This is a genomic window from Terrabacter tumescens, assembly GCF_014646815.1.
Classification (GTDB): Bacteria; Actinomycetota; Actinomycetes; order Actinomycetales; family Dermatophilaceae; genus Terrabacter; species Terrabacter tumescens.
The window spans coordinates 56,746-77,701 of the sequence record NZ_BMNZ01000001.1 but is presented as its reverse complement, the minus strand read 5'-3'; the positions used below and the strand labels follow the sequence as shown (position 1 = coordinate 77,701).

Below are 20,956 nucleotides of genomic sequence, written 5' to 3'. Positions count from 1 at the left end.
GCATGGCGACATGTCGATCGGGTCAGCCCTGCTGGGTGCGGTGCTCGCGGCGGCGTCGGTGACGAGCGCGAGCGCCGTCTCGCCTCCCGCCGTCCCGGCCACCGCTGCTCAGGCTTCAGCCCCGGGAGCGACCGCCGGCAGATGGACCTGGCCGCTGTCGCCCGAGCCTGAGGTGGTGCGGCGGTTCGACCGGCCCGACCAGCCGTGGCTGCCGGGGCATCGTGGCGTCGACCTGGCCGCGACCGTCGACCAGGCCGTCCTGGCGCCGACCGGCGGGCGCATCTCGTGGACCGGCGTCATCGCCGGTCGCGGCGTCGTGGTCGTGGCCCATCCGGGCGGCCTGCGCAGCACCTTCGAGCCCGTGACGGCGACGTCGGCAGTGGGGACCGCGGTCGCGCGGGGCGGGCCTGTCGGCACCGTGACGTCCACGCCCGGCCACTGCGCGCCCCGCACCTGCGTGCACTGGGGCGTGCTCCGGGGCGAGACCTACCTCGACCCGCTGTCCTTCGTCGGCCGGTCCCCGGTCATCCTGCTCCCCCTCCCCTGAGCCACCGCATGACAGCCCGTCAGGCAGCGACGGTCAGGCGCGCGGGTGGGCCTGCTCGTAGCTGCGCCGGAGCCGGTCCACCGAGACGTGGGTGTAGATCTGGGTGGTCGCGAGGCTCGCGTGACCGAGGATCTCCTGGACCATGCGCAGGTCCGCACCGCCCTCGAGCAGGTGCGTGGCGGCGCTGTGCCGCAGGCCGTGGGGGCCGAGGTCGGGCGCCTCGGGCAGGTGCGAGAGCAGCTCGTGCACGGCCGAGCGCACCTGTCGCGCATCGACGCGGCGCCCGCGCCGCCCGAGGAAGAGTGCCGGCCCCGAGTGCTCGCCGACGAGGCGGGGACGGACGGCGAGCCAGCCCTCGATGGCTCGGCCGGCCGGGGCACCGAAGGGCACGATCCGCTCCTTCGCGCCCTTGCCCATGACGCGCACCACTCCCTGTGCCAGGTCGACGTCGTCGATGTCGAGGGCTGCGAGCTCACCCACGCGGATGCCGCTCGCGTAGAGCAGCTCGAGCACGGCCCGGTCGCGCACGTGGATCGGGTCCTCGTCGTCGGCCCGGACGGCGGCGAGGTCGAGCAGCTCGGTGGCCTCGCCCTGGCGCAGGACACCCGGCAGGGTCGCGTGTCGCTTCGGCGCCACCAGCCGCAGGGAGGGGTCGGTCGGGATGCGGCCGGTGTGCTCGGCCCACCTCAGGAAGGTGCGTGCCGAGGCAGCCCGGCGCGCGATGGTCGCGCGAGCGGCGCCCGCGTCGGCCTGGCTGCCGAGCCACGCACGCAGGTCCCCGATCCGCAGGTCCCCGATCTCGTCGATGCCGCGCTCGGCGGCGAAGCCGAGCAGGTGCCGGACGTCACCGAGGTACGCGCGGCGGGTGTGCACCGAGCGCCCCCGCTCGGCACCGAGGTGACGTGAGTACGCGTGGAACAGCTCGGCGTGCCGCTCGAGCACGTCGGTCTCGGCGTTCACCACATCCGTCACTCCCGCACCATCGCAAACCCCATGCCAACTGGCAAGCGCCGCGCCGTGGTGGCTGCTTGGGTGAAGGGGCCCGACCTCCGAAGACGTGACCGAGCGCTCACTCGATCTGCGACGAAGTGCTCACTCGACCGGCCGGGCAACGGGTGGTGCCGCGGGGCCACTCGACTGGGGCGGGACGCTCGCTTCGATCTGCGACGGAACGCTCACTCGAGCTGCCTGGACGGGTCCTTCGAGTGTCAGCAGAGGACGGCGCAGCGGCGGCTCAGCCGAGCGGGAGCTGGCGCCGTTGAGGACGCTTGCGCCACGTGCCGGCGGACTCGCTGACGAGGTCGAGCCGTTCGAGGCGGCCCAGAGCCGCCCGGACCGTCAGCGGCGCGTGGGCCACCTGCCGCACGATCGCGTCGAGGGTGAGCCCCGAGCGGAACGGCACGGCTTCGAGGACCGAGGCATCGAGCTGCGGGAGGTCGTCACCGGGACGGACCGGGCCTCTCCCCGGCTCGTGCGCATCGTCGCCGAGGTCCCCGACGAGGTCGATGACCTCCTCCGCGCTGGTGACGAGCACGGCCCTGAGGTCGCGGATCTCCTGGTGACAGCCGGCGGAGGCCATCGAGGTGACAGGCCCGGGGACGGCCCCGACATGACGGCCTGCCTCGATCGCGTGCTTGACGGTGTTGCGCGAGCCGGACCGCAGGTCGGCCTCGACGACGACGGTGCCGCGAGTCATCCCCGCGATGAGGCGGTTGCGGGCGAGGAAGCGCGACTTCATCGGGGCCGACCCCGGAGCCACCTCCGAGACCACGAGTCCGTCGCGGGCGATCCGGGACAGCAGGGCGGCGTGCCCCGACGGGTAGGGCCGCTCGACCCCTCCGGCGAGCACGGCGACCGTCGCTCCCTCGACCGCCAGGGCCCCGCGGTGCGCGCTGCCGTCGATGCCGAACGCCGCCCCGGACACCACGGTCCATCCCCGCTGGCACAGCCCGGCGGCGATGTCGGCGGCCATCTGCTCGCCGTAGGCGGTGGCGGTCCGCGAGCCGACGACCGCCACGGAGCGCTCGACGGTCTCCGCGAGGTCGAGCGGCCCCCGCACCCACAGGCAGTAGGGCGGGATGTCGATCTGCCGGAGCCGCTCGGGCCACTCGTCGTCGTCCGGCACGACGACCCGCGCCCCGACCTTCGCCGCGATGTCGAGGTCACGTGCGGTGTCGAGGGTCGCGAGCCGCGCGGCGAAGCGGGCGAGCGTGCCCCGCCCAGCACGGATGCGCTCGACCGTCTCGACGGCGCCCAGCTGCGCCACGAGCCCGGGCACGTCCTTGTCGCACGGCTCCGCGAGCCGCGACAGTGCCGCACGAGCGAACCGGTCAGCGTCCACCGTCCACCTCCAGGAGGTCGTTCGTGATTCGGGCCGCCACGGGGCGGCGCCCGCCCAATGCCGTCATGCGGCCACCCCCGCACGGTGACGCAGGCTCAGGGCGAGGTCGACCTGCTCCAGGCCGGGACGCTGGAGGCCCATGACGTCGGCGATGGTCCAGGCGCACCGCAGCGTGCGGTCGTAGCCGCGCAGGCTGAGCGAACCCCGCTCCAGCGCCCGGTCGAGGGTGGTCGTCGCCGAGGTCGGCAGCCGCCACGGTCGACCCCTGAGCACCGAGCCCGGCACGTCCGCGTTGACCCCACCGCCCCGCTCGAGGACCGCGCGCCAGCGCTCGCCCTGCGCCGAGCGCGCGGCAGCGACCCGAGCGGCCACGGACGCCGTCGGCTCCCCCGGCGGGGCTCCCGCCATCGACAGGCCCGGCGGCTGCACGTGCACCTGGAGGTCGACGCGGTCGAGCAGCGGGCCGCTCAGCCTGCCGAAGTAGGAGCGCCGCATGAGCGGGGTGCACGTGCAGTCCAGGCCCTTGCCCCAGCCGTTGCCGCACGGGCACGGGTTGGCGGCGAGGACGAGCTGGAAGCGGGCCGGGAAGGTGACCGTCTCGTGGGCGCGGGCGATCGAGACCGACCCCCGCTCGAGCGGCGTGCGCAGCGACTGGAGCACGCTCTTGTCGAACTCGGGCGTCTCGTCGAGGAAGAGGACGCCGTGGTGGGCCTGGGTGATCGCGCCGGGGCGGATGTGCCCGCTTCCGCCGCCGATGACGGCGGCCTGGGAGGCGCCGTGGTGCGGGGCCACGAACGGCGGCCGGGAGATGAGGCACGCGTCGTGCCCGGAGCCGAGGGTCCCGAGCACCGAGTGGATCGCCGTGACCTCCATCGACTCGGTCTCGCCGAGCGGCGGCAGCAGCCCCGGCAGCCGCTCGGCCAGCATCGTCTTGCCGGCGCCCGGAGGGCCGGCGAGCAGCAGGTGGTGGCCCCCGGCCGCCGCGATCTCGAGCGCCAGCTTGGCGTCGGCCTGGCCGACGACCTCGCTGAGGTCGCGCACCGGCTCGGGAGGCGGCGCCATCACGAGAGGGACGGGCACCTCGTCGACGACCCGTCCCTTGCCGAGGGCGTCGTAGCGCCGGACGAGCTCCACGACGTCGGCCACGGGGTGCACGTGCACCCCCGACACGAGTCTGGCCTCGCCCGCGTTGGCGACCGGCACGACGACGTGGCGGACGCCCGCGAGGGAGGCAGCGCGCACGAGCGGCAGCACGCCGGGCACCGGGCGCACCGTCCCGTCGAGACCGACCTCGCCGATGTGGACGACGTCGCGCACGACCCGGACCTGGACGAGGTCCATGGCCGCGGCGACGGCGACGAAGATGCCGAGGTCGAAGCCGGTCCCGACCTTGCGCTCGCCCGCCGGCGACAGGTTGACGGTGACCCGACGCTGACTCACCGGCATCTTGTCGATGAGGGCGGCAGCGGCCTTGATCCGGTCGGAGGACTGCTTGACGGCCGAGTCGCCGAGGCCGCTGATCGCGAAGCCCGGGAGGCCCTGCGTCACGTGCGCCTCGACGTCGACGACGAAGCCGTGCACCCCTCGAAGGCCCACCGACCGGGTGCGCCCGAGACCCATCAGCACACCCCCTGGAGATGCTGGAGCCGCGCCTGGCCCGATGGAGGCCGGAGGATCGAGATGACGTCGATCCGCAGGGCGAGACCACGGGCGAGGTCGGCGTGGTCGTCGCGCCACAGACCGGCCAGGTGTCTCAGCCGCCGCTGCTTGCGCCACGTGACGGCCTCGAACGGGGCGCCGTAGGCCTCGGTCGTGCGCGTCTTGACCTCACAGACCACGAGCTCGCGACCGTCACGGGCGACGACGTCGATCTCGCCGCGCACGCACCGCCAGTTGCGGTCGAGGATCGTCAGTCCCTGCGCGAGCAGGTAGCGGCAGGCGAGGCGCTCGCCGTAGTCGCCGAGGGCACGAGTCGAGAGGTCCATGCCGGCCACTCTCCCGGCGGCGACCCGCGGAGGACACCCGTCGGCGCGTGGCTGTGGACGGCATACGCCATCGGTGAGGGGGTGTGGACGACGCGGCCAAGCGGCCGGACGTCAGCTGAAGTCGCCGCTCTCCGGGAGCTTGATGTCGGGCTTGGGCAGCTCCTCGACGTTGACGTCCTTGAACGTCACGACGCGCACGTTCTTGACGAACCGCGCCGGCCGGTAGATGTCCCACACCCAGGCGTCGGCCATCGTCACGTCGAAGAACACCTCGCCGCCGTCGCTGCGCACCTTCACGTCGACGGAGTTGGCGAGGTAGAAGCGGCGCTCGGTCTCGACGACGTGGGTGAAGAGGCCGACGACGTCGCGGTACTCCTTGTAGAGCTGGAGCTCCATCTCGGTCTCGTACTTCTCGAGATCTTCCGAACTCACCTGATCGCCGTCCCTGTCTGCTCTGCCGTGGTGGGCACCGGAGCGAGGTTCTCCGTGCCCTCATTCAACACCTCGACCGGCCCCTCGGCGTACACGCCGGGCAGGCGCCACGAGCGACGGTGCAGCTCGCACGGGCCGAGCCGCGTGAGCGCGTCCATGTGCTCGGGCGCCGAGTAGCCCTTGTTGAGCGCCCAGCCGTATGCCGGGTGCTGGGCCGAGAAGGTCACCATCATCTCGTCGCGCTCGACCTTCGCCAGCACGCTCGCGGCCGCGACGGAGGAGCACTTCAGGTCTGCCTTGACCATGGTCGTCACCGGCGGCGTCGCCGGGCCGTGCGCGTCCGCGAAGGCGAAGAGGCCGACCTCCGTCGGCGCGGTGAGCCAGTCGTGGTTGCCGTCGAGGATGACGAGGTCGGGCACGATCCCGGCGTCACGGATGGCCCCGAGGGCGCGGAGGCCGGCCAGCCGCAGGGCGGCCATGATGCCGATCTCGTCGATCTCGTCGGCGCTCGCGTGCCCGACCGCGTGGGCGACCGACCACCGCTGGATGCGCGGCACGAGCACCGTGCGGGCCCGCTCGGTCAGCAGCTTGGAGTCCTTGACCCCAGTGGGCGCGGACCGCACGGTCTCGTCGATGACGACGACGCCGACGCTGACCGGGCCCGCGAGGGCGCCCCGGCCCACCTCGTCCATGCCGGCGAGGAGGCGGTGGCCGGAGCGCTGCAGGGCGCGCTCGACCCGCAGGGACGGTTTCTTCGACGGTGCAGGTCGTGCCATGGTGCGGGGGCTGCCGGGGCTGGCGATCAGCCGGCCTTCGTCGTCGTGGCCGACGGGCGCGGCTTGCCGGTGGGGCTCGGGTTGACCGTGCCCTTGCCCGTCGGCTTCGTCGACGGCGTCGTGGCCGTCGGGACCTGCGAGAAGGTGCGCTCGGGCACGCCGAGCCAGGTCACGTGGTCGATGGGCCAGACGACGAACAGCGCCCGGCCGACGATCTTGTCCATCGGGACCGAGCCGGTGGCGCCGGTGCCGTCGTCGTGCCAGCGGCTGTCGGAGGAGTCGCTGCGGTGGTCGCCCATGACCCAGATGCGACCCGCCGGCACCGTGATGTCGAACTTCTTGCCCTCGCTCGGGTAGTCGCCCGGCTTGACGTAGGGCTCGGTGATCTCGACGCCGTTGACCTTGATCTTGCCCGTGTCGCCGTCGGCCTGGACGTGGTCGCCGGGCAGGCCGATGACGCGCTTGATGAGGTGGTTCTCGGAGTCCTCGGGGAGCAGGCCGACGAAGACGAGTGCGTCGTGGAAGGGCCCACCGACGTTGCTGCGCTGGCCGCCGAGGTCACCGAGCCACGGGGTCGGCGCACCCGGGTCCTCGAAGACGACGACGTCGCCGCGCTTGAGGTCGAACGGCCCCGGCGTCAGCTTGCTGACGATGACGCGGTCGTCCTTGACGAGGGTGTTCTCCATCGAGCCGGACGGGATGTAGAAGGCCTGGAAGAGCCAGGTCTTGACCACGAAGGAGAGCGCCATTGCGAGGACGACGACGATGACGAGCTCCTTGATGCCGGCCAGGATGGTCGCGCCGAAGCTGCGCGGCTCGTCGTCGTAGTCGTCGTCGTCGAGGTCGTCGTCCAGGTCGTCGGTGTCAGCAGCAGTGCGCCCGCGCGTCGGGTCTTCGGGGCGTCCGGTGTACTGCGACATCACTCACCATTTCGTGGGACGGAGGCAATTTGTCCTTGCTCGACCGGTCCGAGCCGATCGAGCGGCCAGTATCGCACCCAAACCTTGCCGATCATGTCGTCCCCCGGCACCATGCCGCCACCCGGGTCGCCGAGGTGCGCACGGGAGTCCGCGGACGATCCCCGGTTGTCGCCCATGACCCAGAACCGGTCGGGCGGCACCGTCACGTCGAAGGTGAGCAGGCTCGGTTTCTGCCCCGGTGCCACGTAGGGCTCGGTGACGGCGACGCCGTTGATCTCGAGACGGCCGTCGGCGGCGCAGCACCTCACGTGGTCGCCGGGCAGCCCGATGATGCGCTTGACGTAGTCGGTCGGCTGGCCCTTGCCGGCCAGGCTCTCGACGGCCTCGACCAAGGTCTGGAGGAGGCCGCGCTCGGGCACGCGGAGGTTGAAGGCCTGGGAGGCGTCGAAGACGACGATGTCGCCGCGGCGCAGGTCCGCCGGCGCCGTCGTGCGGCTGACGAGGATGCGGTCACCGATGAGCAGGGTGTCCTGCATGGACTCGCTCGGGATGCCGAAGGGCGTCACGAGGAAGGCCCGGATCACCACGATCGCGAGCAGCAGCAGCGCGGGACCGAGCAGCCACCGGTGACGTCGCGCGGCGGCATACGCCCCGGACCGACCGGCCAGACCCGCACGACCAGCACCCGGCGCGCCGCCCTCGCCCGGACGCGACGAAGGCGCGGCGGACCCCGCCTCTGGGGGCGTCCCGGATGTCTCCGGGACGGCCCGCTCGGGGTCCACCGCGCCTTGCGTCACTGGGCGGACGGCTGCGTCAGCAGGTCGTCAGCTCTTGGCGCCGGCCTTGGCCGGGATGGTGTCGCGCTTCTCGCGGATCTTGGCAGCCTTGCCGCGCAGACCACGCAGGTAGTAGAGCTTGGCGCGACGGACGTCACCGCGGGTCACGACCTCGATCTTGTCGATGACCGGGGTGTGCAGCGGGAAGGTGCGCTCGACGCCGACACCGAAGGAGATCTTGCGGACGGTGAAGGTCTCGCCGACGCCGCCGCCGTGGCGACGGATGACGATGCCCTGGAACACCTGGACACGCGAGCGCGTGCCCTCGATGACCTTGACGTGGACCTTGAGGGTGTCGCCGGCGCGGAACTCGGGAACGTCCGAGCGCAGCGATGCGGCGTTGATCTCGTCAAACGTGTGCATGATGCTTCGCTTTCCTGGGTGCCACAGGCCACCTCGTCACAAAGGTGTGGATGCGTCCGTCGGGCCGCGTCAGGTCACCGGTGCTGCTGGTCGTGCGAGGTGGTGACCGAACTCCCCCTGTGGCAGGGGCCGTCATGTGCCGGACGCAAGGAGCAAGTCTGCCAGAGCACGCGGCATACCTGAAATCGGTGAGGCGAGCGTAGGCCGGCCGTGCCCTAGCGTGGGCCCGTGAGCGTCTCCCCCGGCTGGCCCGTCTACGTCTGTCTCGTCGTCCTCATGCTCGTGACCGTCGTCGCCAACCGCGTCAGCGGCATCGGCCTCGGTCGCCAGTCGGCGGTCGCCGGCGCCCGGGCCGTCGTGCAGCTCGGACTCGTGGCGCTCGTCATCACCGCGGTCGTCGGCTCCCTGTGGTGGTCGTTCGTCGCGGTGGGCGCGATGTTCGCGACGGCGGTCGCCACGACGTCCAAGCGCGTCGGCGCGCCGGGCACCTGGCCCTGGGCGGCCGCCGCGATGGCGTGCGGCGTCGTCCCGGTCGTGGGGATCGTGCTGGCCACGGGCTCGGTGCCGCTGACGGGGATCGCCGTCATCCCCGTGGCCGGGATCGTCATCGGCAACACGATGACGGTGCACACGCTCGTCGGTCGGCGCACCTTCGCGGCGCTGCGCGAGGAGCACGGGCAGTACGAGGCGTCGCTCTCGCTCGGGCTCACCTCGGGCCAGGCCATCGACGAGATCATCGCCCGTCGCGTCCCGGAGGGCATCGTGCCGAGCCTCGACCAGGTGCGCACCTCGGGCATCGTCACGCTGCCGGGCGCCTTCATCGGCGTCATGCTCGGCGGCGGCAGCGCGGTCCAGGCCGCGACGGCCCAGGTGCTGGTGCTCTTCGCGATCATGGCGACGCAGTCGATCACCGCGGGGGTGCAGGCCGCCCTGATCCGCCGACGCCTGCTGCTGCCGGACGACCTCGGCCTCGCGCTCGTGTCGTGACGGGCGCGCGGGTCAGCGGCGACGGCGCTTGACGAGCGTGACCGCCCCGGGGATCGACGCGGGCTGCTCGACGAGGCGGTAGCCGGCCTTCTTGTACATCCGCAGGTTGTCCGTGCTGCGCGCCCCCGTGTGGAGGGTGAACGTGCGTATGCCGTCCGGCGCGGTCGACTCGGCGTGCTCGAGCAGGCGGCGGCCGAGTCCACGGCCCTGCAGGTCCGGGACGACGCAGAGGCGACCGATGAACCAGTCGTCGGCGTCGGGTCCGGTGCGCGACGTGCGCACCGCGCCGACGAGGCGGCCGCCGCTGCGGGCCACCCAGGTCTGCGTGTGCTCGAGGCTCGCGCGGACGTCGTCGAGGCTCTCGTGCAGGGCGGGGATCTCGAGGGTCTCGTTGGCGACGGCCTCCTGCACCCAGCAGGCCCGCATCAGCACGGCGAGCTCGGGCACGTCGCCCGGCGTCGCAGCGCTGATCTCGATGTCACCGGCGTCGGTGCCGTGCGAGGCGTGCAGCAGGTCGGGCCGGCGTGCTGCGGTGCGGGCGAGCCGCTGCTCGTGACGCCACTCGGCGATGGCGCCGTGGTTGCCCGAGAGCAGGACCGGGGGCACCTCGCGGCCGTTCCACGAGCTCGGCTTGGTGTAGATGGGGTACTCGAGCAGCCCGTCCTCGTGCGACTCCTCGACGAGCGACGCGGCGTTGCCGATGACGCCGGGGACGAGCCGGCCGACGGCCTCGACCATGGCGAGCACGGCGACCTCGCCGCCGTTGAGGACGTAGTCGCCGAGGCTGACGACCGAGACCTCCAGACCGAGGTCCTCACGGGCGTGGTCGTAGACGCGCTCGTCGATGCCCTCGTAGCGCCCGCAGGCGAAGGCGAGCCACGGCTCCTCGGCGAGCTCGCGCGCGAGCGCCTGGGTGAACGGCTGCCCACCCGGCCCGGGGACGATGAGCCGCGGCTTGGCGCCGGTCGGGTTGTCCTGTGCCAGAACGTGGTCGAGCGCCTCGGACCAGGGCTGGGGCTTCATGACCATGCCCGCTCCCCCGCCGTAGGGGGTGTCGTCGACGGTGCGGTGCCGGTCGTGGGTGAAGTCCCGCAGGTCGTGCACCCGGACGTCGAGCAGGCCGTCCTCGCGCGCCTTGCCGATGAGCGACAGGTCGAGCGGGGCGAGGTAGTCGGGGAAGATCGTGACGACGTCGACGCGCATGGCGGGCGCCGGCGCCCCCTCGTGGTGCACGCTCACTCGGTGCCCTCGCGGTAGAGGTCGAAGAGGCCGGGCGGCGGGTCGACGACCACGTGGTCGTCGGCGACGACGGGCACGATGCGCTTGACGAAGGGGACGTAGGCCGTGACGCCGTCGGTGAGCGTCACGACGAGGCGGTCCTGGGCCGGACCGATCTCGAGACCGCTGACCGTGCCGACCTGCGCGCCGCTCGTGTCACGCACCTCGAGGCCGACGAGATCCTCCTCGTAGAAGGCCTCGTCCTCGTCCTGCGGGTCTGACTCGGGCAGCACGAGCCGGGTGCCGCGCAGGCTCTCGGCGCCGGTGCGGTCGGGGATCTCCTCGAAGGTGAGCAGCCAGATGCCGCGGTGCACCCGCGTCGACGCGATCGTGAGGGTCTTGGGCACCCCGGACCCCGGGTCGGCCTCGGTCGCGATGACGGTGCCGACGGCGAAGCGCGTCTCGGGGTCGTCCGTGTGCAGCTGGACGGTCACCTCTCCCTGCAGGCCATGGGGTTTGCCGATGCGGGCGAGGACGACGTTCATGGGCCGAATCCTCTCAGTTCTGTGGGCCCCACGAGACCAGTGGGCCGGAGAAGGGCGGCGGGGACGAGCAGAGGGGCGCCCCGGTAGATCCGGGACGCCCCTCTCGGTGACTCGGGTGGAGTCGGCGCTCAGCGCGCGCGGTCGGTGTCGACGATGTCGACGCGCACGTTGTTGTTGCCCGCGAGGGCGCCGACGACGGTGCGCAGCGCGCTCGCCGTGCGGCCGGAGCGGCCGATGACGCGGCCGAGGTCGTCGGGGTGGACCCGGACCTCGAGCAGCTCACCGCGACGCAGCTCCTTGCGGCGCACGACGACGTCCTCGTCGTGGTCGACGATGCCCTTGACGAGGTGCTCGAGCGCCTCCTCGAGCATGCTCAGGCCTCGGCCTTCGCGGCCTCGTCGGCAGCAGCCTCGGCCGGGGCCTCGGTCTTCTCGTCGGTCTTCTCGTCGGTCTTCTCGTCAGCCTTGGCGTCGGCCTTCGGCTCGGCCTTCTTGGCGGCCTTCTTGCGCGGCGTCGGGCCGTCGGTGCCGGCGTCGTTCTTGCCACCGGCAGCGGCGACAGCGGCCTCGTAGAGGTCCTTCTTCGGGGTCTTCGGCTCCTTGGTCTGGAGCTTGCCCTCGTCGACGATCTTGATGAGCGCCGCGACGGCCTCAGTCGGCTGCGCGCCCTGGCCGAGCCAGTAGTGCGCGCGCTCGATGTCGATGTCGATGAGCGACGGCTGCTCGGTGGGGTGGTACTTGCCGATCTCCTCGATGGCACGGCCGTCGCGCTTCGTGCGCGAGTCCATGACGACGACGCGGTAGTACGGTGCACGGATCTTGCCCATGCGCTTCAGACGGATCTTGACTGCCATGGTGGCGGTCTCCTCAACCAGTAGTGAGCGCGGCGAGACCGACTGGGTTCAGCCGGGGTGCCGACGCTCGGTGTGTAGGCGTCCGGTCCAGCCGAGAGGGGGCCGGACGGGTACAGCACTCAATTCTGCCAGACCCGGAGGGGTGCTCCGGACACGGCCCCGTGAGGGCGTATGCCGTCCGCCTCGTCAGGCGCGCGCCGCGCGGACCGCGAGGGCCTGCCTCACGACCTCGCGCCGGGGCACGTCGACGGCGTTGTCGAGGACGGGCACGCCCGAGGGCTCGTAGCCGGCGCGGGCCAGACCCATCCGCAGTTCGGGGCCGGAGAGCCGGCACTCCACCACCCCACCGACGGGCGAGGCGCGGAGCAGCTCGAAGAGCGCGGCCGTGCTGCCCACGACGCTCGCCGAGAAGAGCGGGATGCCGAGCTCGGCGGCCACGGCCGCGGCCAGGCTGACGCCCGCGTAGCCGTAGCCCGGGCCGCTGGGGCCGGTGACGACGCACGCGGTGCGCCGGTGCCCGTGCGGACGGTAGGGCACGGCCGGCCAGTCGCTCGACAGCAGGGTGAAGCGGTCGTGGTCGCGCCAGTCGCGCCGCCCGTCGAGGCCGGGCAGGTGCAGGAAGTCGCGGGAGAAGCCCTCGTGGACGAAGCCGAGGGAGCGCACGAGGCCGGCTGAGCGGTGGTTGGCCGGCTGGATGTTCGCCTCGATGCGGTGCAGGCCCATCCCCTGGGGCGGGTCGGCGAAGACGAGGTCGAGCGTGAGCCGCAGCCCCTCGGCGAACAGGCCCCGGCCGGCATACGGGTCGTAGGAGTCGTAGCCGATCGTCGCGCTGCGGAACGAGCCGCCGACGACGTTGGCGACGTTGATCCGGCCCACGAGCCCGTGCGAGCCCTCGGCATCGAGGGCGTGCACCATGAACGTGCGGTAGGTCTGCGACTGGCTGTCGAGGACGACCGGCAGGTTGTGCGGGTTGGGGATCGCGAAGTCGGCGAGGCGCCGCTCCGAGAGGGTGACGGCAGCGGCATACGCCTCGATGTCAGCCACCGACGGCGGCCGCACCTCGACCCGCTCCCCCGTCGCGGTGAGCGGCGGCTCGGCGGCAGCGGGCTCCCCGGCGTGGTCGGCGGGGTGCTCGGCGGCGCGGTCAGACGACAACGCGGCCTCGCAGCACGACGCCGAGCGGGTCGCCGACGACGGTGACATCGGCCAGCGGGTCGGCGGCGTAGACGACGAGGTCGGCGTCCTCGCCCTCGACGATGCCGGGCCGGCCGAGCCACTCCCGGGCGCCCCACGTGGCCGCGGCGACGACCTCGGCGTTGCTGAGGCCCGCCTTGGTCAGCTCGACCATCTCCTGCGCGACGAGCCCGTGCGGGAGGCTGCCCCCGGCGTCGGTGCCGACGTAGATCGGCACGCCGGCCTCGTGCGCCGCCCCGACGGTGGCGTAGCGACGCTCGTGCAGGTCGAGCATGTGCCGGTGGTAGTCGGGGAACTTCTCCTTGGCCGGCTCCGCGAGGTCGGGGAACTGGGCGATGTTGACGAGGGTCGGCACGATGGCGATGCCCTGCGCGGCGAAGGTGTCGATGGAGTCCTCCTGCAGGCCCGTCGCGTGCTCGATGCAGTCGATGCCGGCGGCGGCCAGGTCGCGCAGCGACTCCTCGCCGAAGCAGTGGGCGGTGACGCGGACGCCCTCCTCGTGGGCCGCCGCGATGGCGTCGGCGACGGCCTGGCGCGACCAGCTCGGGGCGAGGTCGCCGACGTCGCGGTCGATCCAGTCGCCGACGAGCTTGACCCAGCCGTCGCCGCGGTGCGCCTCGAGCCGGACGTGGCGGGCGAGCTCGTCCTCCTCCACCTCGTGCGCGTAGTTGCGGATGTAGCGGCGGGTGCGCGCGATGTGGCGTCCGGCGCGGATGATTTTCGGCAGGTCCTCGCGGTCGTCGACCCAGTGCGTGTCGCCGGGCTGCCCCGCGTCGCGGATGAGGAGCGTGCCGCGGTCGCGGTCGGTGATCGCCTGCTGCTCGGCCTCGTCGCGTGGCACGGCGCCGTGGGGGCCGAGGCCGACGTGGCAGTGGGCGTCCACGAGCCCGGGCAGCACCCAGCCCTCGAGGGTCTGCACCTCGCTGCGGTCCGAGGGCGGCGTGAAGGACACGCGCCCGCCGACCACCCACAGCTCGTCGACGACCTCGTCGGGCCCGACGAGCACGCGACCGCGGACGTGGAGCACCGGTGCACTCATGGTCCCGACCCTAACCTCCGAGCCCCTCCGCTCCGCGGAGGGACATCCGCCCGAGGCTCAGGCGATCGAGGCCACGACGATGAGCGAGACCGCGAGCTGCACGGCGGCCGCGACGACCGACGCCGGGTGGAACTCGCGCTGCGTCACGAGCTCGGCCATGTCTCCGGGTGTCAGGAGGTCGAGCAGCCGGAAGGCGAGCGCCTGGAGCAGCACGCCGAGGACGCCGAAGACGACGGTCCACCCGAGCGCCACACCGAGCGAGCCGGTGGCGTTGGTCCAGATCGCCGCGAAGACGACGAACCCCAGCCCGAGCAGCCCGGCGGCGAGCACGATCGCCGCGTTGACGCACCGCTCGGTCCAGATGTGCGAGCCGAGGTGGCCGGGTGTCACGAGGTCCAGCGCGGCGTAACCCAGGCCGAGGACGGCGATGCCGACGACGGCGTAGACGAGGGCGTATCCGGTGTGGACGAGCAGGTCCATTCAGGGCTCCAGCTTCAGGGATGGGTTTCGGGGTCCAGGCAGGGGTGGTGACGTCGTGCGATGGTGGCGTGCTCAGGGCTCGGCGACCCACGAGGCGACCTGCTCGGGGCTCGAGCGGGGCGCCAGCATGCGGTGCGGCACGAACCGGGCTCCGGTGTTGGTCACGAGGTTCGTCGACTCGCGGATGCCGAGGCCCGCGGGCTTGCCGTCGACGACCCACGTGCCGAGCACGGGGTGGTTGCCGTCGTAGTCGGGCAGGGGTGCGTACTGCTGGTAGATCCGCTGCTGTCCCTCGGTGCGCAGTCGCGGCGAGCGCTCCTCGCCGTCCGGACCGACGACGTCGACGCCGTCACCCTCCCAGCCGAAGAGCGGCTTGGAGGCGCATGCCGTGAGGCCGTGCGGGTGGTCGAAGTACGCCGGGAGCAGGTTGGGGTGGCCGGGGAACATCTCCCACAGGACCGGCAGCAGCGCCTTCGAGCCGGCGAGCAGCTTCCACGGCGGCTCGATCCACTGGGTGGTGGAGGCGCCGCCGAGCAGGTAGCTGCCGAACGGGGAGTCGAGCATCCACTCGGTCGGGTACATCTTGAAGCAGTGCGTGATCGGCTCGCCGTGCACGTCGACGAAGCGGCGCTGCCCGTGGTGCCAGCCGACGTCCTCCATCGTGATGCCGAGCGCCACGAGCCCGGCCTCCTGCGCGGTGTCGCGCAGGTAGGCGACGGTGGCCCAGTCCTCGGTCGGCTCGTCCTGGCCGACCGCGAAGTGCACGGCCCGCACGCCGGTGCGGGCCCGCATGCGGCGCCAGCCCTCGACGAGCCTCTCGTGCAACAGGTTCCACTGGTCGAGCCCCGGGTGGAGGTCCTCGAGCCAGAACCACTGGCACACCGCGGCCTCGACGAGACCGGCCGGGGTGTCGGCGTTGTACTCGAGCAGCTTGGGCGGCCCGTCGCCGTCCCAGGCGAGGTCGAACCGGCCGTAGACCGACGTCGCGTCAGGGTCCGACAGCGACGCCGCGAGCCACGCGCCGGCCCCGTCGGGCAGACCGTGGCGGGCGATGACCTCCGGGTCGTGGGCCATCCGGTGCACGGCGGCGACGGTCATCCGGTGCAGCTCCCCGGTGGCCCGCTCGAGCACCTCGACGTCGCCCTCGGTGAGCTCGTAGCAGGCGGACTCGTCCCAGTACGGGACGGCACTGCCGTCGTCGGCGCGGTCGACGGCATACGACAGGCCCTGCTGCTCGACGGTGCGCAGCCAGTCCGGACGCGGCGTGCTCGGGACGCGGTCCACGCTCAGCCACCGACCGAGAAGCCGTGCCCCGAGAAGCCGCCTCGTGTCACGACCCCACCGTCGGCCTTGAACCCGCTCCCCCACGACTTGCTGGAGGGCGGAGCGGTGTACGAGCCGCCCGCGACGCGGGCACCGATGCCCGGCGCCGCGACACCACGGGGGACGAAGTACCAGCCGTGCCCGCCGTGGAAGCCGGCGGAGTGGTGGTCGTCGCACCGGTCGTCGGCGATCCGCGTCTGGGTCGCCTCGTCGACGCAGACCCCGGCGAAGTCGTGGTCGTCGTCCTGGACGGCGCCGTAGATGCCGAGGGAGGCGAGCGCCACGGCCCCCACCGTGACGGCGGCGGACTTGCGGGTCATGGGCATGCTGGGACGGCTCTCCTCCGGATCGTCGGGTCCCGACCGTCGCCGGGACGCGCCTCCGACGTGCCGGGAGCGCCGTCGGATCCGTCGGGCGGGACGGATTCTTCAGGACGGTCCCGTGGCCCGGGACACCGTCCCGGCAGGCCGACCGGTCAGCGGCCCCCGCCGAGGAACTTCTCGAAGCCCTTGGGCAGGTTCGCGGCGTCGAAGCCGGCCAGCGGGTCGGCGTCGCCTGCTGCGTCGCCACCAGCCGGAGGAGCACCGAAGGCGCTCGCGGCGGAGGCCGCACGCCCGGAGGCGGCCTTCTCCGCGGCGGCTCGCTCCTCGGCGGCACGCTTGGCCGGGTTGCCGCTCTTGCTCTTCTTGCGCTGCGGCTGCTGCTTGCCGCGCTTGCCGGCACCGGGGATGCCCGGCATGCCGGGGATGCCGCCACCGCCGCCGCGGGCCATCGACTTCATCATCTTCTGGGCCTGGCCGAAGCGCTCGAGCAGCTGGTTGACCTCGGTGACCGTGACGCCCGAGCCCTTGGCGATGCGGGCGCGGCGCGAGCCGTTGATCTGCTTGGGGTGGGTGCGCTCGAAGGGAGTCATCGAACGCACCATCGCCTCGACGCGGTCGAACTCGCGGTCGTCGAAGGCGTCGAGCTGGTCACGCATCCCCTGCATGCCCGGCATCATCTTGAGCATCGACTTGAGCGAGCCCATCTTCTTGATGGCGTTCATCTGCTGGAGGAAGTCCTCGAAGGTGAAGTCCTCCTCCGCGAGGAACTTGCGCGCCATCTCGTCGGCCTGGCGCTTGTCGAACGCCTTCTCGGCCTGCTCGATGAGGGTGAGCACGTCACCCATGTCGAGGATGCGGCTGGCCATGCGGTCGGGGTGGAACACCTCGAAGTCGGTGACCTTCTCGCCGACCGACGCGAACATGATCGGCTCGCCGGTGATCTCGGCGACCGACAGGGCCGCTCCACCTCGCGCGTCACCGTCGAGCTTCGACAGCACGACGCCGGTGAAGGCGACGCCCTCGTGGAAGGCCTGGGCGGTCTCGACCGCGGCCTGGCCGATCATCGCGTCGAGGACGAAGAGCACCTCGTCGGGCGAGATCGCGGCGCGGATGTCGCCGGCCTGCTGCATGAGGTTGGCGTCGACGGCGAGGCGGCCCGCGGTGTCGACGATGACGACGTCGTACTGCTTGGCGCGGGCGTGCTCGATGCCCATGCGCGACACCGAGACCGGGTCGCCGAAGGAGCGGGTGCCCTCTCCGGAGTCGAGGACGGCGTCGTGGCCGCCCATGTTGCCGCGCTCGGGCGCGAAGACGGGGATGCCGGCACGCTCGCCGACGACCTCGAGCTGGGTGACGGCGTTGGGGCGCTGGAGGTCGGCCGCGACGAGGAGCGGGGTGTGCCCCTGGTCCTTGAGCCAGCGGCCGAGCTTGCCGGCGAACGTCGTCTTGCCCGAGCCCTGGAGGCCGGCGAGCATGATGACCGTCGGCGGCTGCTTGGCGAAGCGGATGGTGCGCGTCTGCCCGCCGAGGATGCCGACGAGCTCCTCCTGCACGATCTTGACGACCTGCTGGGCCGGGTTGAGCGCCTGGCTGACCTCGACACCGAGGGCGCGCTCGCGCACCGACCCGGTGAAGCGCTTGACGACGGGCAGTGCCACGTCGGCGTCGAGCAGGGCGAGGCGGATGTCGCGGATCGTCGCGTTGACGTCGGACTCCGTGAGCCGGCCCTTGCCGCGGAGGTTCTTGAACGTCGCGGTCAGGCGGTCAGACAGGGATGCAAACACCGGGCAAGGCTATCCGCTCCGTCGGCCACTTCCGACCCGGGCATGCTCCCCCACCACCGCGGCGTATGCCGCGGCGTAGGGTCGCGAGGATGAGTGACCCCAACGCCGGCTCGGCCACGACGCCACCCTTCGTCGACAAGATCGCCTGGGTGCACCTCGTCGATCGCCGCCTGCTCGTCGCGCGCAGCTTCGGCCGCGAGCTGTTCTACGTGCCGGGCGGCAAGCGCGAGCCGGGCGAGAGCGACGTCGAGACCCTCGTCCGCGAGATCCACGAGGAGCTCGGCGTCCGGCTCGACCCCGCGAGCGCCGTGCACCGGGTGACCGTCGAGGCCCCGGCCGACGGCCGCCCGGACAGCCGCCCCGTGCGGCTCACCTGCTACACCGCGGACGCCGAGGGCGAGGTCGCGCCGTCGCGCGAGATCGAGGAGCTGGCGTGGGTGGGCTCGGCCGACGCGGACCGCGTCTCGGCCGCCAACCGCCTCGTGCTCGACCACCTCCGGGATACCGGCCTGCTCGACTGACGGGTCAATCAACAGGACGTATGCCGCCGGGCGGGCTGGGAGCGGACCCGGAAGCGCCGGGCGTCCTGTTGGTTGACCCCGGTCAGTCGGCGTCGCAGGTGTCGATGATCATCGCGACGGCCTGGGCCGCCCTCGCCGGCGCGAGCTGCCCGCCACCGAACTCGGTCACGTAGAACGTGTCGAGGGTCTGGCCGGCATAGGTGGCGATGTGGGCCGAGCGCACCGACAGGGACGCCCGGGCGAGCGTGATGCCGATGTCCTGGAGCAGGCCGGGCCGGTCGGTCGCGCGGACCTCGATGACGGTCGCGGTGTCGGAGGCGCTGCTGATCACCATGGCCCGGGCCGAGTCGACGGACCCCGAACTGGGGCTGCGCACGCCCGAGGACTTGCGCCGCTGCAGCTTGCCCAGGGGTGCGCGGTCCCCCTTGGCGACCCGCACGAGGTCGCGGGCAATGACGGGAGGCAGCGGGGTCTCCCCTCCGGGCGAGTCGACCCACCACTCGTTGACGGCGAGACCGTCGATGGTGCGCACGATGGCCGATCGCACGACGAAGCCGTGGGCGGCGAGCAGGCCCGCGGTGTCGGCGAAGAGGCCGACGCGATCACGGTCGATGATGTCGATGCGGTGCGCGCCCCCGAGGGACGACACGGTGATGTAGGGCTCCCCGGACGCGATGCGACCTCGCGCATCGTCGGAGAGCGACAGGGTCTCGATGGGTTCGACCACGAGAGTCCCCTCTCCTTCGGTCGGTGGGGTCTGGGCGGTGAGCGCCGTGCGGCAGGCCAGGTAGAGGCGCTGGACGAGACCGGCGCGCCAGTCGCTCCACGCCTTGGGGCCGGCCGCCGACGCGTCGGCCTCGGTCAGGGCGCGCAGCAGGTCGAGGGTCGCAGCCGAGCCGTCGACGGCCTCGGACAGTGCGGCGATGGTCGCAGGGTCCTCGGGGTCGCGCCGCGTGGCGAGGTCGACGAGGGTGAGGTGCTCGCGCACGAGGCGCACGACGGTGCGACGGTCGGCGTCGGTGACACCCATTCGCCGGAGCACCGTGTCGGCGAGCTCGGCCCCGGTGACCGCGTGGTCCTGCGAGCCGGGCACCTTCCCGATGTCGTGGAGCACCGCGGCCAGCATGAGCAGGTCGGGTCGGGCGACGTCGCGGACCATCCCGCTCGCCGCCACGACCGTCTCGATGAGGTGGCGGTCGACGGTGTGCCGATGGACGGCGTTGCGCTGCGGCCGGCTGCGCACCGCCTTCCACTCCGGGATCCAGCGCTCGACCACACCCGCGAGGTCGAGGCCCTCCCACACGGTGACGAGGCCGGGACCGGACGCGAGCAGGTCGGCGAAGAGGTTGCGGGCGACCTCGGGCCACGGCTCGGGCAGCGAGGGCGCGGTGGCGGCGAGGTTCTTCAGCGTCGTCGGTGACAGCGGGATGCCACCGCGCGCGGCGACGACGGCGGCGCGCAGCGGGATGATCGCGTCGGACGACAGGTCGGCCGACGGCCCGAGGACCGCCTCGCCGTCATGCCGGTAGAGGCCGTAGCCGAGCGGCGCCAGCTGCGGACGGCGGGGGCCGACGCGCAGCGTCCTGGCGCGCTGGGACTGCATGGCTCGACGCAGGGTGCCGTCGACGGCATACGCGATCGTGCGGGCCGAGGTCGAGAGGTCCGTCAGGAGGTCGTCGGAGTCGCCGTAGCCGAGCAGGGCGGCGCACGCGTCCTGGTCGTCGCGGGTCAGCCGGTCGCGCCCGCGTCCGGTGACGACGTGGATGGCGTCGCGGACGTCGAGGATGCGCTCGTAGGCCTCGTCGACCTCGCCGTGCGGGCGGTCGGTGAGCCACGCGGCCGTGAGGGCCCGCAGCACCGACATGTCGCGCAGCCCGCCGTGGGCCTCCTTGAGGTCGGGCTCGATGAGGTGCGCGAGGTCGCCCTGGCGAGCGTGGCGCTGCACGACCGACTCGTGCATCTCGCCGAGCCGGGTGCGGGCGTTGGCCCGCCAGTCGTGGGCCACCGTGGACCGAGCCGCGTTGACGACGTCGGCGTCACCGGCCACGTGCGTCAGGTCGAGCAGTCCCACCGCGGCGGACAGGTCGTCGGAGGCGACGGCCCGGCAGTCGGCCACGGTGCGCACGCTGTGGTCGAGCCGGACCCCCGCGTCCCAGATCGGGTACCAGAGCTTGTCGGCGAAGGCGCCGACCTCCTTGCCCGACAGGCCGCGCGGGTGGTGCACGAGCACGAGGTCGTAGTCGCTGAGCGGTCCGCTGTCACCGCGGGCGAGCGAGCCGACCGCGGCGAGCGCGACGCCCTCGTGCCGCCGCCCGGCGCAGGCCTCGCGCCACAGCTCCTGGAGCCATCCGAACCCGAACTCCGCGAGCGCCCGGCGCCGGGTCTGGCCGGCGCCGGGCGTCGCGAAGGTGCGGGTGCCGGCGAGGTCGAGACGTCGTGAGGTCACATCCGTCATGTCAGGTCTCGCCGTCCCCTAGTGGTGCGTGTGC

General features: G+C 72.7%; 23 protein-coding genes. 3 read left to right on the top strand and 20 right to left on the bottom strand.

Translation table 11 applies throughout. From position 1 onward, the window contains the following. Positions 1-10 precede the first annotated feature (10 nt). The gene (locus IEY30_RS00385) at positions 11-547 is read left to right on the top strand and encodes a murein hydrolase activator EnvC family protein (protein WP_030146650.1); all 537 of its coding nucleotides are present in this window, start codon (positions 11-13) and stop codon (positions 545-547) included. 33 nt (positions 548-580) lie between these two features. On the opposite strand, the gene IEY30_RS00380 is transcribed toward IEY30_RS00385, so the two are convergent. The 9 genes from IEY30_RS00380 to rplS form a co-directional block, all read right to left on the bottom strand. Then, a complete protein-coding gene (locus IEY30_RS00380) occupies positions 581-1,510 on the bottom strand; it encodes a tyrosine recombinase XerC (protein WP_030146651.1) in 930 nt (309 codons plus the stop codon). A gap of 271 nt (positions 1,511-1,781) precedes the next feature. Continuing rightward, on the bottom strand, positions 1,782-2,888 hold the full coding sequence (gene dprA, locus IEY30_RS00375) for a DNA-processing protein DprA (RefSeq protein ID WP_052358209.1): 1,107 nt from the start codon (positions 2,886-2,888) through the stop codon (positions 1,782-1,784). Positions 2,889-2,951: 63 nt separating this feature from the next. Continuing rightward, positions 2,952-4,508, bottom strand: coding sequence for a YifB family Mg chelatase-like AAA ATPase (locus tag IEY30_RS00370; protein ID WP_030146653.1), 1,557 nt, complete (start codon positions 4,506-4,508; stop codon positions 2,952-2,954). After that, positions 4,508-4,873 carry a YraN family protein gene (locus IEY30_RS00365; protein ID WP_030146654.1) on the bottom strand — a complete coding sequence of 122 codons (366 nt, stop codon included), beginning with the start codon at positions 4,871-4,873 and terminating at the stop codon, positions 4,508-4,510. Before IEY30_RS00365 ends, IEY30_RS00370 begins: the two co-directional genes overlap by 1 nt. 111 nt (positions 4,874-4,984) lie before the next feature. Continuing rightward, positions 4,985-5,305: a DUF2469 domain-containing protein gene (locus IEY30_RS00360; RefSeq protein WP_030146655.1), complete on the bottom strand. Its 321-nt coding sequence runs from the start codon at positions 5,303-5,305 to the stop codon at positions 4,985-4,987. After that, positions 5,302-6,081 (bottom strand): ribonuclease HII, encoded by a 780-nt coding sequence (gene rnhB / locus IEY30_RS00355; protein WP_030146656.1) that lies wholly within the window; start codon positions 6,079-6,081, stop codon positions 5,302-5,304. The genes IEY30_RS00360 and rnhB overlap by 4 nt, the downstream gene beginning before the upstream one ends. 26 nt (positions 6,082-6,107) lie before the next feature. Continuing rightward, a complete protein-coding gene (gene lepB / locus IEY30_RS00350) occupies positions 6,108-7,001 on the bottom strand; it encodes a signal peptidase I (protein WP_030146657.1) in 894 nt (297 codons plus the stop codon). Then, positions 7,001-7,798: a signal peptidase I gene (lepB, locus tag IEY30_RS00345; RefSeq protein ID WP_229674769.1), complete on the bottom strand. Its 798-nt coding sequence runs from the start codon at positions 7,796-7,798 to the stop codon at positions 7,001-7,003. The genes lepB (IEY30_RS00350) and lepB (IEY30_RS00345) overlap by 1 nt, the downstream gene beginning before the upstream one ends. 27 nt (positions 7,799-7,825) lie before the next feature. Next, positions 7,826-8,200, bottom strand: a complete 375-nt coding sequence (gene rplS, locus IEY30_RS00340) for a 50S ribosomal protein L19 (RefSeq protein ID WP_030146659.1) — start codon at positions 8,198-8,200, stop codon at positions 7,826-7,828. Between the two features lie 228 nt (positions 8,201-8,428). On the opposite strand from rplS, the gene IEY30_RS00335 reads away from it, so the two are divergent. After that, positions 8,429-9,187 (top strand): ABC transporter permease, encoded by a 759-nt coding sequence (locus IEY30_RS00335; protein WP_030146660.1) that lies wholly within the window; start codon positions 8,429-8,431, stop codon positions 9,185-9,187. 12 nt (positions 9,188-9,199) lie between these two features. Here the strand turns inward: IEY30_RS00335 and trmD are convergent, their stop codons facing one another. The 10 genes from trmD to ffh form a co-directional block, all read right to left on the bottom strand. Next, positions 9,200-10,390, bottom strand: a complete 1,191-nt coding sequence (trmD, locus tag IEY30_RS00330) for a tRNA (guanosine(37)-N1)-methyltransferase TrmD (RefSeq protein ID WP_030146661.1) — start codon at positions 10,388-10,390, stop codon at positions 9,200-9,202. A gap of 32 nt (positions 10,391-10,422) precedes the next feature. Then, complete coding sequence (rimM, locus tag IEY30_RS00325) at positions 10,423-10,950, bottom strand: ribosome maturation factor RimM (protein ID WP_030146662.1); 528 nt, start codon at positions 10,948-10,950, stop codon at positions 10,423-10,425. Positions 10,951-11,078: 128 nt separating this feature from the next. Next, positions 11,079-11,321 carry an RNA-binding protein gene (locus tag IEY30_RS00320; RefSeq protein ID WP_030146663.1) on the bottom strand — a complete coding sequence of 81 codons (243 nt, stop codon included), beginning with the start codon at positions 11,319-11,321 and terminating at the stop codon, positions 11,079-11,081. A gap of 2 nt (positions 11,322-11,323) precedes the next feature. Beyond that, the gene (gene rpsP, locus IEY30_RS00315) at positions 11,324-11,803 is read right to left on the bottom strand and encodes a 30S ribosomal protein S16 (RefSeq protein WP_030146664.1); all 480 of its coding nucleotides are present in this window, start codon (positions 11,801-11,803) and stop codon (positions 11,324-11,326) included. Between the two features lie 186 nt (positions 11,804-11,989). Beyond that, positions 11,990-12,958 (bottom strand): GNAT family N-acetyltransferase, encoded by a 969-nt coding sequence (locus tag IEY30_RS00310; protein WP_229674768.1) that lies wholly within the window; start codon positions 12,956-12,958, stop codon positions 11,990-11,992. Beyond that, positions 12,948-14,036, bottom strand: a complete 1,089-nt coding sequence (locus IEY30_RS00305; RefSeq protein WP_030146666.1) for an amidohydrolase family protein — start codon at positions 14,034-14,036, stop codon at positions 12,948-12,950. The genes IEY30_RS00310 and IEY30_RS00305 overlap by 11 nt, the downstream gene beginning before the upstream one ends. Before the next feature lie 57 nt (positions 14,037-14,093). Beyond that, complete coding sequence (locus IEY30_RS00300; protein WP_030146667.1) at positions 14,094-14,516, bottom strand: DUF350 domain-containing protein; 423 nt, start codon at positions 14,514-14,516, stop codon at positions 14,094-14,096. Positions 14,517-14,588: 72 nt separating this feature from the next. Beyond that, positions 14,589-15,800, bottom strand: coding sequence for a glutathionylspermidine synthase family protein (locus tag IEY30_RS00295; RefSeq protein WP_052358211.1), 1,212 nt, complete (start codon positions 15,798-15,800; stop codon positions 14,589-14,591). 2 nt (positions 15,801-15,802) lie between these two features. Continuing rightward, positions 15,803-16,159 carry a hypothetical protein gene (locus tag IEY30_RS00290; RefSeq protein WP_030146669.1) on the bottom strand — a complete coding sequence of 119 codons (357 nt, stop codon included), beginning with the start codon at positions 16,157-16,159 and terminating at the stop codon, positions 15,803-15,805. Positions 16,160-16,314: 155 nt separating this feature from the next. Then, the gene (gene ffh, locus IEY30_RS00285) at positions 16,315-17,946 is read right to left on the bottom strand and encodes a signal recognition particle protein (RefSeq protein WP_030146670.1); all 1,632 of its coding nucleotides are present in this window, start codon (positions 17,944-17,946) and stop codon (positions 16,315-16,317) included. Between the two features lie 89 nt (positions 17,947-18,035). Between ffh and IEY30_RS00280 the strand changes: the two genes are divergently transcribed. After that, entirely contained in the window at positions 18,036-18,467 is a 432-nt protein-coding gene (locus IEY30_RS00280; RefSeq protein ID WP_052358213.1) for an NUDIX hydrolase, read from the top strand. Positions 18,468-18,549: 82 nt separating this feature from the next. Here IEY30_RS00280 and IEY30_RS00275 read toward each other — a convergent pair whose 3' ends face one another. Then, positions 18,550-20,922, bottom strand: coding sequence for a [protein-PII] uridylyltransferase (locus tag IEY30_RS00275; protein ID WP_030146672.1), 2,373 nt, complete (start codon positions 20,920-20,922; stop codon positions 18,550-18,552). Between the last annotated feature and the right edge of the window lie 34 nt (positions 20,923-20,956).

Coding starts and splice junctions, on each gene's coding strand:
- IEY30_RS00385 (WP_030146650.1), top strand. CDS start 11: ATGTCGATCGGGTCAGCCCTGCTGGGTGCGGTGCTCGCGGCGGCGTCG.
- IEY30_RS00370 (WP_030146653.1), bottom strand. CDS start 4,508: ATGGGTCTCGGGCGCACCCGGTCGGTGGGCCTTCGAGGGGTGCACGGC.
- IEY30_RS00365 (WP_030146654.1), bottom strand. CDS start 4,873: ATGGACCTCTCGACTCGTGCCCTCGGCGACTACGGCGAGCGCCTCGCC.
- rnhB (WP_030146656.1), bottom strand. CDS start 6,081: ATGGCACGACCTGCACCGTCGAAGAAACCGTCCCTGCGGGTCGAGCGC.
- lepB (WP_030146657.1), bottom strand. CDS start 7,001: ATGTCGCAGTACACCGGACGCCCCGAAGACCCGACGCGCGGGCGCACT.
- rplS (WP_030146659.1), bottom strand. CDS start 8,200: ATGCACACGTTTGACGAGATCAACGCCGCATCGCTGCGCTCGGACGTT.
- trmD (WP_030146661.1), bottom strand. CDS start 10,390: ATGCGCGTCGACGTCGTCACGATCTTCCCCGACTACCTCGCCCCGCTC.
- rimM (WP_030146662.1), bottom strand. CDS start 10,950: ATGAACGTCGTCCTCGCCCGCATCGGCAAACCCCATGGCCTGCAGGGA.
- IEY30_RS00320 (WP_030146663.1), bottom strand. CDS start 11,321: ATGCTCGAGGAGGCGCTCGAGCACCTCGTCAAGGGCATCGTCGACCAC.
- rpsP (WP_030146664.1), bottom strand. CDS start 11,803: ATGGCAGTCAAGATCCGTCTGAAGCGCATGGGCAAGATCCGTGCACCG.
- IEY30_RS00305 (WP_030146666.1), bottom strand. CDS start 14,036: ATGAGTGCACCGGTGCTCCACGTCCGCGGTCGCGTGCTCGTCGGGCCC.
- IEY30_RS00300 (WP_030146667.1), bottom strand. CDS start 14,516: ATGGACCTGCTCGTCCACACCGGATACGCCCTCGTCTACGCCGTCGTC.
- IEY30_RS00290 (WP_030146669.1), bottom strand. CDS start 16,159: ATGACCCGCAAGTCCGCCGCCGTCACGGTGGGGGCCGTGGCGCTCGCC.
- IEY30_RS00280 (WP_052358213.1), top strand. CDS start 18,036: ATGAGTGACCCCAACGCCGGCTCGGCCACGACGCCACCCTTCGTCGAC.
- IEY30_RS00275 (WP_030146672.1), bottom strand. CDS start 20,922: ATGACGGATGTGACCTCACGACGTCTCGACCTCGCCGGCACCCGCACC.